The sequence below is a fragment of the Microcoleus sp. K4-B3 genome, from assembly GCF_036704615.1.
GTDB lineage: Bacteria > Cyanobacteriota > Cyanobacteriia > Cyanobacteriales > Microcoleaceae > Microcoleus.
Window position 1 is genome coordinate 1 of record NZ_JAUBSF010000122.1, and the last position, 15,555, is coordinate 15,555.

At 45.3% G+C, this 15,555-nt stretch carries 12 protein-coding genes; 6 read left to right on the plus strand and 6 right to left on the minus strand.

What is annotated here, in order from left to right:
• Nucleotides 1–697: 697 nt before the first annotated feature.
• Nucleotides 698–2,596 carry an ATP-binding protein gene (locus QUA78_RS29500; RefSeq protein ID WP_333304660.1) on the minus strand — a complete coding sequence of 633 codons (1,899 nt, stop codon included), beginning with the start codon at nucleotides 2,594–2,596 and terminating at the stop codon, nucleotides 698–700.
• 561 nt (nucleotides 2,597–3,157) lie between these two features.
• Nucleotides 3,158–3,385 (minus strand): type II toxin-antitoxin system CcdA family antitoxin, encoded by a 228-nt coding sequence (locus QUA78_RS29505; protein WP_172191156.1) that lies wholly within the window; start codon nucleotides 3,383–3,385, stop codon nucleotides 3,158–3,160.
• 327 nt (nucleotides 3,386–3,712) lie between these two features.
• Between QUA78_RS29505 and lepA the strand changes: the two genes are divergently transcribed.
• From lepA to QUA78_RS29520, 3 genes are all read left to right on the plus strand, one after another.
• Nucleotides 3,713–5,527, plus strand: a complete 1,815-nt coding sequence (gene lepA / locus QUA78_RS29510) for a translation elongation factor 4 (RefSeq protein ID WP_333304659.1) — start codon at nucleotides 3,713–3,715, stop codon at nucleotides 5,525–5,527.
• 233 nt (nucleotides 5,528–5,760) lie between these two features.
• Nucleotides 5,761–6,060: a type II toxin-antitoxin system HigB family toxin gene (locus tag QUA78_RS29515; RefSeq protein WP_333147832.1), complete on the plus strand. Its 300-nt coding sequence runs from the start codon at nucleotides 5,761–5,763 to the stop codon at nucleotides 6,058–6,060.
• Entirely contained in the window at nucleotides 6,044–6,448 is a 405-nt protein-coding gene (locus tag QUA78_RS29520) for a transcriptional regulator (RefSeq protein ID WP_333304658.1), read from the plus strand. Before QUA78_RS29515 ends, QUA78_RS29520 begins: the two co-directional genes overlap by 17 nt.
• 209 nt (nucleotides 6,449–6,657) lie before the next feature.
• On the opposite strand, the gene QUA78_RS29525 is transcribed toward QUA78_RS29520, so the two are convergent.
• Both QUA78_RS29525 and QUA78_RS29530 read right to left on the minus strand, forming a co-directional pair.
• On the minus strand, nucleotides 6,658–6,855 hold the full coding sequence (locus QUA78_RS29525; RefSeq protein ID WP_333304657.1) for a DNA-binding protein: 198 nt from the start codon (nucleotides 6,853–6,855) through the stop codon (nucleotides 6,658–6,660).
• A gap of 132 nt (nucleotides 6,856–6,987) precedes the next feature.
• Entirely contained in the window at nucleotides 6,988–7,281 is a 294-nt protein-coding gene (locus QUA78_RS29530) for a hypothetical protein (protein ID WP_333304656.1), read from the minus strand.
• A 159-nt stretch (nucleotides 7,282–7,440) separates the two neighbouring features.
• On the opposite strand from QUA78_RS29530, the gene QUA78_RS29535 reads away from it, so the two are divergent.
• The 3 genes from QUA78_RS29535 (at nucleotide 7,441) to galT (ending at nucleotide 13,342) form a co-directional block, all read left to right on the plus strand.
• On the plus strand, nucleotides 7,441–8,487 hold the full coding sequence (locus QUA78_RS29535; protein WP_333304655.1) for an ATP-binding protein: 1,047 nt from the start codon (nucleotides 7,441–7,443) through the stop codon (nucleotides 8,485–8,487).
• 128 nt (nucleotides 8,488–8,615) lie between these two features.
• Complete coding sequence (locus QUA78_RS29540) at nucleotides 8,616–11,360, plus strand: ATP-binding protein (RefSeq protein WP_333304654.1); 2,745 nt, start codon at nucleotides 8,616–8,618, stop codon at nucleotides 11,358–11,360.
• A gap of 959 nt (nucleotides 11,361–12,319) precedes the next feature.
• Complete coding sequence (galT, locus tag QUA78_RS29545; protein ID WP_333304653.1) at nucleotides 12,320–13,342, plus strand: galactose-1-phosphate uridylyltransferase; 1,023 nt, start codon at nucleotides 12,320–12,322, stop codon at nucleotides 13,340–13,342.
• Nucleotides 13,343–13,715: 373 nt separating this feature from the next.
• On the opposite strand, the gene QUA78_RS29550 is transcribed toward galT, so the two are convergent.
• Nucleotides 13,716–14,000: a hypothetical protein gene (locus QUA78_RS29550; protein ID WP_333304652.1), complete on the minus strand. Its 285-nt coding sequence runs from the start codon at nucleotides 13,998–14,000 to the stop codon at nucleotides 13,716–13,718.
• 156 nt (nucleotides 14,001–14,156) lie between these two features.
• Nucleotides 14,157–15,134: an acetamidase/formamidase family protein gene (locus tag QUA78_RS29555; protein ID WP_333304651.1), complete on the minus strand. Its 978-nt coding sequence runs from the start codon at nucleotides 15,132–15,134 to the stop codon at nucleotides 14,157–14,159.
• Between the last annotated feature and the right edge of the window lie 421 nt (nucleotides 15,135–15,555).

The following is a 15,555-nucleotide window of genomic DNA, read 5'->3' on the forward strand; positions in this document are numbered from 1 at the left end:
TATTCTCTCCCGGCGCGGTGGCTCTAGTTCTTCTGAAAGCCACCGTTCTCATCTTTATTTAGTCTAAACTACAGTTACTAAGTAGTTTCGGTGTCTTTACAAGATCTTTATGATTTTCACAGAGAACAGAGAGTATCCAGTATTCTAAATAATCCTTTACTGTAGGGGGTTGGGAAGCTGAATCAGTGGTACAAGCTGGCATTAAGTTCTTGTAAAGTTGGCGGTTTACGGGGGTTTAATCGGAGGTGTTAGCTCCCAGCGGACAGATAAAGATGAGCTTTGTTATCCGTACCCCCCAGATTCCATTGATGCCAATTGTGGGTAGGGCCCGGAAGCGGCGGGGGCGATCGATCTGAGTTCCAAAATCCCAAGGAGGGAGCTTGGCGACGTAGAAAAGTTAAAATTGATACACTGGCGATCGAACTGTGTTTGTAGGATAATTACCAATTATCGATGACCTTTATTCACGAAATGGAACTCGCGGATACACGAATATAGCAATTTTTTAGGCAATTTTCAAGTGAGTGATGTACAGTTGGGTAATTGCTAATTGGTAAGAAAGCTAGCGAGTCCCGCACGAAAGTTGAGAACTGGTATAGCTGTTTTTTTCCTAATTCCTAATTCCTAATTCCCTCTTGCTGACTCCTGATTACTTCAAACTCCAGACGATCGATTACCGATGATTGATTACCAGTGATTAATTTTTCAATAGTGGTTCTTGATAAAGCGGCACAGTAAAAGTAACAGTCGATCCCAGTCCTTCCCCCATACTGTAAAAATTTACTGTACCCCCCATTGCTTCTACCAATTTTTGAGAAATAGCCAATCCCAAACCGGTGCCGCCGTATTGCCTGGTACGATCGCCGTCCACCTGAAAAAACGACTCAAATAATTTATCTTGCTTGTCGAGAGAAACCCCAATGCCAGTATCAGCGACTCGAATTTTTACCATTCCGGGGAACTGCTGGTTGTCAACAGTCACCTTTTTCTTAATAACTTCGGCACTGATGCGAATTCCCCCTTCCCCGGTAAATTTAATTGCATTGCCCGTGAGGTTCAAGATTACTTGAAGCAGGCGTTGGTAGTTGCCATACAAAATAATCTCGTCTTCCACAGCGGGTTTTTGGATTTGAAATTGCAATCGCTTTTGCTCGACTTGAACCCGTGTGAAATTCTCAACTTGTTGCAAGAGTTCGCCGAGTTGGACGGGAGCGAGGTCTAACTCCATTTTGCCAGCTTCGATTTTAGCGACATCCAAAATATCGTTAATCACATTGAACAAATGTATTGCCGAGCGGTAAGCTTCTTCGATAAATTGGTGCGCTTCTTCTGGGTCATCTGCCATGCCGTCCACAAGCAGTTTCAGGAAACCGAGGATGCCGTTGAGGGGGGTGCGGAGTTCGTGAGAAGTATTGGCAAGAAATTGACTTTTAAGTTGGGAAAGAGCTACGGCTTCGGCGCGGGCCTGTTCTAATTCTTGGTAAAGTGTAGCGTGGGCGATCGCACTGCCGACTTGAGCGACTAACTCGCGGGCGAATTCGAGTTCGACAGGACTCCATTTCGGGGAACTGCCGCAGCGGTGCAAAGATATCAGTGCATTGGGTTGGTCTTCATAGGAAGTAGCTGCTACGAGCACGGAATGACGGTGGAAGGGATCGGCTATGGGGGAGGCGTAATCTACTGCTACTGGTTTTAGGGTGGCTAAAGTTTGAATCCACCCCTGCTGTTCAACTGCGCGCAGTTCTAATCCCAGCATAGAAGAGTAAGGTTCTTGGCGGTACTCAGCTACTACTTTAAAAATTTTCGATTGGAGAGTTTCGATTTGAGCTGGGGAAAGCGGGGGCGAGCGGTCGCTGGCAATTGACTGTTGTAATTCGGCTGCTGCGGCTGAATAATTTTGTTGATTTTCCGAGGCTAGGAACGGGGAGGATTCGAGATTTTCACTGTCTTTTGTGTAGGAACAGATGATGCAGCGACTCGCGTTCAAGACTTGACCTAAACTGTTAACAGTTTGCTGCCAAATTGTCTCTAGGTCGAGGGTTTTATGCAGGTTTTGAGCGATTTGGGAGATGGTTTTGCGGTCGATTTCCGAGTACGGAGGGAGCGATCGACCGGGGATGCGGCTCGCAGAAAGCATCATTTGTTGGTAGGCGTCCGAGGGGGATGGCAAAGCTCGATAGAGCATGAATTCTGGTGAATCTGGCGGTCTGTCTGTGGGTTTGTCAGACAGCAGCCTTCCCATAACTAAGACTTTTGCAGCTTTGCCGTTTGAGTCGATCGCCGGAGTGAGTGTTAAATCGAAGAGAAAATATTGTCCGGCGTGGCAAAATGGATAGCTGAACCGTTGCGGTACGAGGGTTTCGAGCGCCCGCCGCAGGATATCGAGATAAGGCTCAGGGGCGATGGGTTGCAGGGTTTCGCTGAGGGGGCGATCGACAATTTGTTCTGATGTGAGGTTGTACTGCTCGGCTTTTTGCCAGTAAAAAGATAGATATCGACCAGAGGCGTCTTGGGTAAATACTAATTCTGCCCCTAACTCTTGAAAAAAGGCTGTAGAGGCGAGGCTCGATCGCCGGAAATCTGTGTTAGAGTCCATCAGAGTAGAGGATGAAAGTAGTTCTGATTTTGGAGTCGTGAGTTTTTAATTAAAAACTCACGACTCCAAATTGTTTTGGGCTTCGACCGTTAAGTTGTGAGTTATTAATCCACTAAAAAGTTGTTGACTTTTTAATTAAAAATTAACGATCAAAACTCACCATTCGCAACAATTTTAGGCTTATACCATTGATTTTTTAGTAATCAATGAACTCAAAAAAAATTAATTATTTAATTCTGAACTCAACTCAAAGCTCAAAACTCTTTGTTGTCAGCCGTTTTGGGTAATTAAAAAATAACAATTAAGATTTAGGAGTTAGGAATCTGCACCGATTAACGATCGAGTTTGAAAATTACGCCAAAATCTAAGGCTGCGAACAACTCAAGTCGGGGACTCGATCGCGCATTTTTTCCGTCACCTTGAAGAGTTCCGAGGTTGCGAGTTAGCGCAGTTTGCTCCGAACAACCTGTAGCTTTCGCGGCGAAATCTGCCGGAGATCGCCGGCGCGATCTAAATTTTACAGCCCGCAGATTTGCGCGTGCCGTCTGGTGCAAGAGAACCTCAGTCGTTCCACTCGCCGCGCGGCGGGACTGGGGGGTTGCGGCGCAAATTCAGAGCCAGCTCGTCTTCGCGGCGCTCGCCTCTGAGCCACTGCTTGATTGCTGTTTCAATGACTTTGCTGGGGTCATTCGTCAAGTGCTTAATTTGGTCTAGCAGTTCAGGATCGATATGGATGGACAGTTCGACTTTTTCTGAGGAACTGTGGGATGGTATTCTTGATTCGCTCATAGTTAAAAAATCCTAGTTTTAATTCTTAAGTTTCAATTCTTTTGATGACAACCGACTGGACTAGATATTTGAAGTCCCTGATTTGCACCCAACCTTTCCTCAACCGCTTAACCGCTTTCTGTACAATGAGAGAGAGAAAAGTTTTTTCCTTTTGGGTGTCCGGGCTCGGTCGGACACTTGAAAGGGTAATAACTGATACTCTTGAGGTTTGCCTCAGTTGTGGTTTGATCTCAATCCCAGTAAGAGGTGGAAGTAAGCACTCTACTCTTGCTTGTGTAATCATACAACAAAAAGTATCCTTTGCCGATTAGCTCTTTGACAAAAAACATGACTAACGTCCCTGTATCTCGCATTCGCAATTTTTCGATTATTGCTCACATCGACCACGGAAAATCCACCTTGGCCGATCGCCTGTTGCAGGCGACTGGGACTGTGCAGGCACGGGAGATGAAGGAGCAGTTTTTAGACAATATGGATATCGAGCGCGAACGCGGCATTACGATTAAGCTGCAGGCGGCTCGGATGAATTACACTGCCAAGGACGGTCAGGAGTACGTGCTCAATCTGATCGACACTCCCGGACACGTGGACTTTTCTTACGAGGTGTCGCGATCGCTCGCTGCTTGCGAAGGGGCGCTGCTGGTGGTAGACGCATCTCAAGGCGTGGAAGCACAAACCTTGGCAAATGTCTACCTTGCCTTGGGAAACAATTTGGAAATTATTCCAGTTTTAAATAAAATTGACCTGCCCGGGGCAGAACCGGAACGGGTAAAAGGGGAAATTGAAGAAATTATCGGTCTGGACTGTAGCGGGGCAATTGAGGCTTCTGCTAAGGAAGGAATTGGTATCGATCAGATTTTGGAGTCGATCGTCGAATTGGTGCCGCCGCCGCAGGATACTGTTGACAAACCGCTGCGGGCGCTAATTTTTGACAGTTATTACGACGCTTATCGCGGGGTAATTGTGTATTTCCGGGTGATGGACGGAAGTGTCAAAAAGGGCGATCGAGTTTTATTGATGGTTTCGGGTAAGGAATATGTCATCGATGAATTGGGCATCCTTTCACCGACTCAAGTTCCTGTAGACGAACTGCACGCGGGGGAAGTTGGTTATCTGGGCGCGGCAATTAAAGCAGTAGCTGATGCTCGCGTCGGCGATACGATTACTTTGGTCAAAAAGCCTGCATCGGAGCCTTGGCCGGGCTATACAGAAGCAAAGCCGATGGTTTTTTGTGGCTTGTTCCCGATCGATGCTGACCAATTTCCAGATTTGCGGGAAGCTTTAGAAAAACTCGAACTCAACGATGCGGCGCTTTCTTACGAACCGGAAACATCGAGTGCGATGGGATTTGGTTTCCGCTGCGGTTTCTTGGGTTTGCTGCACATGGAAATTGTGCAAGAACGACTGGAGAGAGAATACAATTTGGATTTAATTGTTACGGCTCCTTCTGTGGTTTATCAAGTCACAACAATTAAAGGAGAACTCTTAACAATTGATAATCCCAGCCACTTGCCAGATCCTCAGTATCGCGAGAAAATTGAGGAACCTTATGTGCGGGTAGAAATGCTGTCGCCGGAAACTTATGTGGGGGCGCTGATGGAACTGTCTCAAAGTCGGCGGGGCATTTTTATGGATATGAAGTATCTGAGTCAAGGCAGAACTACGCTAGTTTACGAGTTGCCTTTGGCGGAGGTGGTGACGGACTTTTTTGACCAGATGAAATCGCGATCGCGCGGTTATGCGAGCATGGAGTATCACATCATTGGCTACCGCGAAAATCCGTTGGTGAAATTGGACATTTTAATTAATGGCGATCCGGTTGACGCTTTGGCGATGATCGTACACCGCGATAAGGCTTATAATGTGGGCCGCGGGTTGACGGAAAAACTCAAGGAGTTGATTCCCCGCCACCAGTTTAAGGTGCCGATTCAAGCGACAATTGGCGCGAAGGTGATTGCTTCGGAGCACATTCCGGCTTTGCGGAAAGATGTTTTGGCGAAGTGTTACGGCGGTGATATTTCGCGGAAGAAGAAGTTGCTGCAAAAGCAGGCGAAGGGTAAGAAGCGGATGAAGTCTGTGGGTACTGTGGATGTGCCGCAGGAGGCTTTTATGGCTGTGCTGAAGCTCGATCGGGATTCGTAATTTGTATGTAGGGATTTTGTTGGGAACAGGCTTTCGGGCCTGTTCCACAAAGAGTCATTTTTCTTGTAGTTAATTGCGATTACCTAGAACAGGCTTTCGGGCCTGTTCCACAAATGGGGTTCTAGGAACAGGCTTTCCGGCCTATTCTACCTTTTGCAGATTAAGGGCGATCGCTCTTGACCAAAGAAATTGGTTGAGCTCAACTAAAACTTAGTTTAAATTGCGTATAGTAGATGCACATAATCAGCTACAAACGGGTGCGTGAATACAGCGAAACTCATGCTGATTGCGGGGAAGCTTTGGATAACTGGTTTAAAATTGCTAGCAAGGCTAAATGGTCTAACTTAATTGAGGTACAATCTGTTTTTCCTAAAGCCGAAGCAGTTGGGGGGTTTACAGTTTTTAATATCAAAGGTAATAATTATCGATTAATCGTTAGTATGGATTATGAAAGCCAATTAATTTATATCAAATATATTCTCACCCATGCTGAGTATGATAAGGAGAAATGGAAAAATGACCCTTACTTTTAATCCAGATAAATACAAAGAGTTATTGTCTCTGTATCAACCTAAAATAATTAGAAATGAAGCGGATAATGAGAAGGCTCTGGCTATGGTGGAAGAGTTAATGCACCGGGGCGATCGCACTCCTGAAGAAGACGAGTTATATGAATTGCTAATTGCATTAATTGAAAAATTTGAGCAAGAATACTATGCACCAGGACTCACAGCAACGCCTCATTCAATATTGCTGTTTTTGATAGAACAAAGAGAGTTACAGCCTGCGGATTTGGTGGGAGTGATTGGCTCTGAAAAAAGAGTGTATGAAGTGGTTAACGGCGATCGAGATATTGGTAAAGAGCTGGCATTGATTCTGGGAAGTTTTTTTCATGTAGAGCCGAGTTTGTTCTGTAATTAAGGGAAGTGAGATTAAGGGCGATTCCCTACGGTATAGCTACGCTTCACGGAGTTTTGGAGATGAAGGGCGATCGCACTGTGGCATAATACAGTTTAGTTTTCAGAGCCCGAATTTCTCAAATAGAATTAGGAACAATATGACAGCGCAGCCAGACTGCTCAATAATGCGCCGATAAAGTTCTAAGACTTCTGTTAAAGTTAGATACCGCATTACGCGAGCTTTTGGTAAAGTTCAGTATTCTTTTTGAGGACGTATTCCATAGCATTTTGGAAGGATGTTTCTGGTGGTGCGAGCAAGTTTTCAGCGCCGGCAAGCAGTAATGCTTCTAGGGAAACGCCGAGGCGGTTGGCGATTTCTTGGAGCTTGTGCAGGCGATCGTCTGGAATTGTGATGGTAATGGTTTGCATTCTGTTTGTGGCTGTGACGATACTCTGAGTGTAGCACGTCAAATGTCTGAGCAGGAGTTAGGGTTTTTGAAAGAGCGATCGCACTTTTAAACATGAAGGGCGATCGCCTTTTTGCAAATAAACTATCAGAGATTACTCATTATCATCATCATCATCATCTTGAACTACCTTACTACTTAAAAGTCCGAAAATCGCACCCACACCCATATTCCAAGTGCTATTGCAAGTCTCAAAAATGCGAACTTGTTGGGGAGATGGCCGATCTTCGGTACTAATCCAGAAAGACACGCCTCCAGAAAGTGAGGTGAAAAAGATAACAGTGGCGAAGACGTACTGGAAACGAGAGGGAGATTGAGTAGGAGTGTTTTTACGAGTCATTTTAGTAGATTTGGGTTTAGCAGGTGTCATATTTGGTTTAGCTTTCATAATTGCTACTTTCTTATTGGATATGTTTTAATCTTAAAGGGGAAAAGCTTGAAAGTCAGCCTGTGTATAGGTTTCACTTAGTATGAGTTTGGTATGCGTTTAGGATGCGTTTGGTTGGCGATCGCTCGCTATAATACTTAAAAGGTTTGTAATTTGGCTATGCCGCAACCAACGCTCAAAGCATCCCAGGCAGGAATCGAAAAAGCAAAAACAGCTCAAACAGGTAAAGGCTGGAGTCGCCAAGACTTAGCTGAGCGTGTTGTGCTGGGGGAAGGCAAACATTCACAGACAGGCATCAGTCTTGGTATAGTTCATAAATTTTTCACCCAGAAAGGTGTCAAGCCCCAGTATTTTGTTGCAATTTGCAAGGCTTTAGGATTGGATTGGGAGGAAATTGGAGAACCCAATGGAACGCCATCGCCCCAAATACCTTTACCAAATGACAATCCAACCGCAGAAGTAGAACAACCAAATATCAACTACAATAATCCATTTTTTCCTCTTAGTGGCAGGATAGACAAACCGCAATTTTTCTTTGGTAGAAAACGGGAAATTAGAGCGGTATTTGATACGCTAAATAGTGGCAGTAGCGTAGCAATCATTGGCGAAAGAGCGATTGGCAAAAGTTCTCTGCTACAAGCCATTTACCGAGAAGCACCAAATCAACTCCGTGAGCCTCGCAAACCCATTTACCTAAACTTAGAAGATGTTTACGATGAAAATGACTTTTACGGTGCTTTGTGCAGATTAACGGGTATCGAGAAAGCAAAGGGTACTGAGTTATCACTGGCTTTAGATTCGCCCCAATTCCGATTCCTGTTGCTTTTAGATGAAGTCGAAAACATGATCTGGGATGGATTTACTAACCAAGTACGCAACCAATTGCGGGGTTTGGCAAATAGAAGTGACGCACCTTTGCGTCTAGTTGTCGCCGCCTCCACCCCTCTTGATGTCCTGTTTCCTGATAGTCAAGACAAAAAATCTCCTTTCCAAGGGATTTGCCTTGAGGAAAATCTGAAGCAATGGGATGAAAAAATCTGCCGCGAATTTATTGCTAGTCGCCTCCAGGCTTCCTGGTTAACACCTGTTGCTCAGCCAGTGCATTTTACTGAGCCAGAAATTGCGGGGTTAATTGCTGAAAGTGGCGGCTATCCTCAGAAATTGATGCAGTTGTGCTATCAAACTTATGCTCGTTATATCAACTAGGACTCACACATGGGGCCCAGAAACCGGGTTTTTTACGAAAATATTTCGTTAGCGCATCGCAAATGCGGTAAAAAACCCGGTTTCTCACCACCCGTGCGTAAGTCCTGTTTATTCATCCCCACCTATTTATGAGTCAAAACGATCGCCCTGTTCCTCGGTTAGATTTAGCTCCCAAACTGAAGCGTCCTCTTTCTTTGTGGAATCCTTTAGATTACCTGCGATTGTTATATTGGGTGTTTTTCTTTCCTCAAGCTTTGCGGTGGTATGAGTCTACTTTTGGGGGTGAATCTAATTTAGAAGACGCCAAAACCTGGGGAGAAAAGTGGGAGTGGTTGCGTCAAAATTCCGTCCAGTGTCAGTTAATTCTACAAGCCTTGATGTTAATCATTGTTATCCCCGTAGGCTTGAGTAGATTTTTCGAGGAAATAGGCATTTCTATCGGTTGGTTGGGCATGGCGTTCGGCGTGGCGTACGGCGTGATGGGGGGCGTGGCGTCCGGCGTGGCGTTCGGCGTGGGGGGCGTGGCGTTCGGCGTGGCGTTGGGCGTGGCGTTGGGCGTGGCGTTGGGCGTGGCGTTCGGCGTGGCGTTGGGCGTGGGGGGCGTGGCGTTGGGCGTGACGGGCGTGACGGGCGTGGGGGGCGTGGCGTTGGGCGTGGCGTCCGGCGTGGAGCTCGGCGTGGCGTCGGGCGTGGCGTTGGGCGTGGCGTCCGGCGTGGCGTTGGGCGTGGCGTTGGGCGTGGCGTTGGGCGTGGCGTTGGGCGTGGCGTTCGGCGTGGGGGGCGTGGCGTTGGACGTGGCGTTCGGCGCGGAGTTCGGCGTGGCGGGCGTGGCGGGCGTGGTGGGCGTGGCGTTCGGCGTGGCGTTCGGCGTGGCGTTCGCACGTCCTGAAAATTGGCTTTTCGCTTTACCGTTTACCCTACTCCAGCGTCAACAGCAAAATAGACAATTTCCTCACATTACCCCACTTCCTCTTCCCTACCTGTCTTCTCAAATAGCTAATTGGCTGAGGCGGGATTGGGAAACAGGATTGCACAACATTAGCCAATTACTACGATTTACCCTTCAGTTTATCCCTGTTGTTAAAGCTGTAAATCGTGTACTGGCAGAGACACCAAAAGACCAACTCCTCTATCGCGTCGCTCAATTATCAGAAGATCCTTATGATTGGAAGTTGGTGCGTTTTGCCTCAGCTTCTCTAAGTGAAGTAATGAAGTCAGAAGCAGTAGCAGGTTTTTTCATCCCCGCACCTTGGCGACAACAAATTCAAGCTGGTTTTCAAACAGAAATTCGTTTAAATACTCCTGTCCGTGCCTCTGCCGCTGGTTTCTGGTATCTCCACGAGCAAAAACCAGACAAAGCTACAGAAGCTTTCGCTGTAGTGCGAGATCTGCTTTATGGAGACGAGATGTTTACATTAGCGCAGATTCTCACAGATTTTCACCAAACAGCAGAACTAGCCGAGATTGCTTCCCTGAAACTGCCTGCTTCCCCCAATCCACCTCTGCTGCGTGGGACTACTTGGGAAGCAATTGCCTCTCTACGGCGGGTAATTGCCGACGTTCAACTCGTCCAGAATAGCCTATCTCGTTCTGCCCGTTCCCTTGCCCTCAACCGAGCATTAGGTGAGCTTGAAACTCTCCTCCATAGTCCAGATATTATACCACAATGTGAACGAATTTTAATTATTCTAACTGCCAAATACTGGCAAGAAATATTACTGCAAGTGACCGGGAAAATCGGAGATATTTCGATTACTCAACCAGTCAGTATCCCCTATCTAATTGGCGATCCAGTCCAAGGCAATCTATTTGTCGGCCGCGAAGACATCATCAGACAGCTAGAGGAGTTGTGGGTAAAAGGCAATCAGCTTCAATCTGTGGCTCTCTACGGTCATCGGCGGATGGGAAAAACTTCGATTTTGTTGAATGCTAGCAAGTGCTTAGGCTCAAAAGTACAGGTGGCTTATGTCAATTTGCTGCGGGTAGGAGATTGCTCTCAAGGAGCCGGGGAATTGCTAATATTCATCACCGATGCCATTGCCAAAACAGTCAAGATTGCACCTCCTGCCGATGGCGATTTACTCGATTTACCCTATCTCACTTTTGGACGCTACATCGAACAAGTAATAGCAAATGTAGAAAGTGGATTGATCGTTGCTTTAGACGAGTTTGAAAAAATTGAAGAATTGATAGACGCTGGGAACATCAATCAAGATTTTATCGGTTTTTTGCGAGGGATGGTGCAAATGAGTTCTAAAGTAGCCTTTGCTTTTGCCGGATTGCACACCTTGGATGAAATGACCCAGGATTATTTCAATCCTTTTTTTGCTAGCATTATCCCCATCCGAGTAGGTTTCCTGAGTCTAGGTGCAACTCGCGGAGTTTTAGCCAATCCCGATGATGATTTTCTCCTCGACTACAAACCAGAAGCCCTCGATCGCATTTATGAACTAACTCACGGCCAACCCTACCTCACGCAATTGGTAGGATTTCTGTTAGTCCGCCTCTACAACGACCAAGTATTTGAAATGGGACGCCCCCGCGATCCAATGTTTACACTAGAAGACGTAGCAACAGTCATCGATGACCCGGATTTTTTCAGCAGAGGTCGCTACTATTTTACAGGAGTTTGGGGTCAAGCAACGCAAGGCGCATCGGGACAACAGGAGATTTTAAAAGCCTTAGCACCTCACTTAGAAGGAATGAATCTCGACAGGCTGAGTCAAGAAACAGGGATGGATGAGATAAGTTTACAGGAAGCACTAAAAACTCTCGAACGCCACGATGTGGTTCTAGAAATTGATGGTTACTACTGTATTACTGTCGAACTATTCCGCCGCTGGGTTGAGATTTCATGGGGAGGGAAGGAATAGTTAGTTATCCCTTTGAGTATTGGGCGGTTGAAACCAATCCTACACAAACTCTCGTCCCAGCCGAGGGAAACTCAGAGACAAGCGATAAAATTAATATTACTATTCTGCCAAATATTTACATCGTTGGTGGCCCTAACTGTTCAGGCAAAACTACAGTTTTCCCGAGATTATTACCAAATTTTTATTTTGAGAATGTTTTGAATATGTCAATGCAGATGCGATCGCCGCCCGAATGTCCTAATTCACTCCAAAGTCAGTCGCCATCCTCGCAGGACGCTTAAGGATACAAAGACTGCGGACTTTATCAGACTCTGGCACCGATTCCGCCTTGGAGACAACTTTAGCCGATCGTAACTTTGATCGATTTTTGAGAAACTGTAAAACTAAAGGCTAGACAATCAACCTGATTTAGTTCTGACTGCAATCTCCACAAATCCCAATTGAACAAGTGCAACCCTGAGTTGAAAGTGGCGGACATTCTATTCCCGAAATCGACATAATTTCTCTCATATTGCTTTTGAGATAAATCGACCCTGGTTTTTTCAAATAAGCCCGTGAAGCGCAGCTATCCCCTAGGGCATCGCCCAACCTCAGACCGAAGTCATCAACTAACCAATAACCACTAACAAATAACAGAACTGATCTCAACAGTGTTTTTTCGGAAATATTTGCTGGGTAACTGCTTGGTAACATTCACCGGACATAATAACTCGGTAAACAGTGTCAGTTTTAGCCCGACAAGAGATGCGATTTTACGATTCTTTTTCACTTCTTCAAACTGCTATTAGCTTTACCCACTTTAGACACCAGAATTATTGAATAATTCTGGTATCTAGCCGACTACAAGCCGGAAATTTAAAAGTCAAGATTTATTAAGATTTTACCAAAAAGCGATGACAAATCACAAATTATATATCTAAAATAAGAGACAATTTGACCCGGAAACTGAAGGTAAGAAAATGTCTGAACTTAGACAAAATCTAATTACCAGAGATTGGGTAATTATCGCCACGGAACGGGCGACAAGACCGGATCAATTCGCTAACAAAAAACAGTGGGCAGCAGTAGTGCCACCGCACCGTGCCGATTGCCCGTTTTGTGTAGGCAATGAGGAAGATGGAACCTTAGAAACTTGCCGTTTGGGCGATCGCACCGGGTGGAAAGTCAGGGCAATTCACAACAAATATCCCGCCCTCTCCCCGACAGCAGAATGGATGAGGATATCATCGGGAATTCACCGCACGATGGCGGGAATCGGCGTTCACGAAGTAATTGTCGAACACCCGCGACACGATTTGACGACAGCTTTGTTGAGGGTTGAAGAAATTGCCAACATACTTTTAGTATACCGCCAGCGCTATGTAGAAATTAGAAAAAATCCCTACATTGAAACAATTATTATCTTCAAAAATCACGGGGAAAGTGCCGGAACTTCTCTCGAACACCCCCACTCGCAGATAGCAGCGACGCCCGTTGTACCAAGTCAATTTCGCAGCCGCATCGACGAAGCTATTAGATATTTTGACGACACGGGAGAATGTCTGTTTTGCCGGACTTTGGAAGATGAATTAGCGGCAGGAGAAAGAGTAATTTTTGAGAGTGAACATTTTGTGGCGTTTATCCCTTACGCTGCACTTTCACCCTTCCACACTTGGATTTTTCCGCGCCGGCATTCCTCTTCGTTTGATGAGATTACTGATGCGGAAATTACGGATCTTGCTGAGACTGTTAAAACTGTACTAGCTAAGTTTTATTACGGATTGAACAATCCCGATTACAACTATAATATTCGATCGGTGCCGATCGCCCAACGGGCAACAAAATACTTTCACTGGTATATGGCAATTATTCCCAGAGTCACCAAGCAAGCTGGATTTGAGTTGGGCAGCGGGATGTTTATCAATACTGCTTTGCCGGAAGAAAGTGCGGAATTTTTGCGATCGATCGAAATTCCTAGCGACAGTAATTTGGGGTTGACGTAGAGTATCCTACATCACAATACGTCAGTCGATTTGAAATTTGAAATTTGAAATTTTTGATTTATTCCACAGGTAAATTGGGAATCTTGAACCTTAGTCTAAAATATTGAGATATCCACAAGAGGAGTCCTTCGCTAGTATCCGTTTTTGGGGTCAAATTGTGGTGGAAATGCACCCCGGCCCTCTGAGTTGCTAGTCAATGTTGGGGGAGGAAACTGATAATATTTGAGGTTTTAGATTAAAGAATTGAAGAATTAGGAATGAGTGACGATCTCAGGGTTAGGAGTACGGGCCTACAGTTGCATTCTTTTTTTAAACTGGTAGAATTGACGATCTAAAGTTATGAACGTACAAATAGTTATCCATTTTACCAAACTCACAATAAACTTTCGACATACTGCCAGCCGTCGTCGCTAAAAGTAGCTCTCAACAGATCTCTAATTTTAGCATCGATCGATAATATCCCCTCGCCAGAGTCGCCATTCTCGGCGATTTCACAACTCTCATCAGACAAATGTTCTTGAATGTTGGCCAGAGTATCGGCGAAATTAGCCAGAAAATAATGTTCGTGCACCCACGCTGTCGGATCTGGTATTGCTGCACTCCCAAAAGCTCGATCGACTAAATCTTTTTTGGCAACATCGTCAGTCTGGTTTTTCATGTTGAGTTCGATTTAGGTAGATATTGTAACTTATCTCATTTTAAGCTTAATTGTCAACAGCATGGCGATCCCGATCGGCCACAGCAGTGACAAATTTGTGTAGATTGTGCGATCGCGATCTTAATTTTTTTGTCGATCGCGTGTTATCATACTACCTCAAACTCGGTGACCAATAATTTTCACCTCCGGCAAAATACACTTGGGCATCATTCCGTGAACTCCTTTTTGGGGATTGTTGACAGCCTGCGTAATCCGAAAATTTACCGCGATGGAACACAAAACATAAGCATCTTCCTCTGTGAAACCTGCAAACTTTTGCAGCCAATAAACCGTCTGTTTTACCGCCATCTCAAACGCTTCATCTAATGTTCTACCAAATCCCATAATCACAATATGAGTGGGCGTTTCAGCAAACGGAAATATCAGAAATAAATCCTTGCGTAAGATGATTTGAATAGTCCCGTTCATCGAAGTTTCAATGGCAGTACCGTCAACTTCACCGTCTCCTTGTGCCGAATGTCCGTCGCCGATGGACAGTAAACCACCGCGCATAAAAATAGGTAAAAATAACCGCGTTCCTGGTTGGAGTTCCTGATTGTCCATATTGCCGCCGTAGCGCTCTGGAGGAATAGAAGAACGGTTGATTTCTGCATTGGCAACGCCGATAATTCCAAAAAAAGGATGCAGGGGAATCCGAATGCCGCTACCTGCGGGAAATTCAGCAATTTTTTGCTCTAAATCTAGCGGAATAAATCGCAATTTCGATTCGGGAAAATACTCAGGCAAAGATCCCCATCCGGCGCGAATTGCATTAAATCCTACTGGTAAACTCGGGTAAACATCCTCAATGTGAATTTCTAAAACGTCTCCCGGTTCGGCATCATTAACATAAATCGGGCCTGTTAGCAAGTGGGGCCCGGGGCCAACTTTGCGGTTGGGAGGCAAATTCTGACAAATCTCTAAAAATTCGGGGGTGAGAAATTCGCGCGGGGCTTTGTCAGCAACATAATATCCTGAATAGGTTTCGATATCGATGCGATCGCCCGAATCCACCCTTAAAGCAGGTTCGATATTCGGAGAAAAACCGCCCAAGTGTACGGTTTTGCAGTTAGCTTTGAGAAGGTGGCGGGCCATGGGATTTTAGATTTTAGATTTTAGATTGAAGGAAGGGTGTTAAGAATGTTATATCGCAAGTCTCAATCATTTTTGAGAAAGATTTTAAAAAAAAATTAACCGCAGAGGGCGCAGAGGGCGCAGAGAAAGAGAATGGAGAGATCGGAAGATGTGAAAAAATGCTTGAGGTTTGTTAGATGTGAGATATTTTACTAATTTCTTAACTTTTTGATAACGTTGGTAGTTTAAAATTTATAGTTGTAGGGCGGGTTTATATGTATTTGGGGGGGGAGTTCTGTTTGGCTGGTGAAACCCCCCCTACAACTAATGACTAATGACTTATGTTAACACCTTTGCCCAATAAAGTAAGCTGTTTCGCATTTAAATTGTGATAATAGCATTTCCTTTGTTTTTAAGTTTCCGTCCCCATTTGATAACCAAT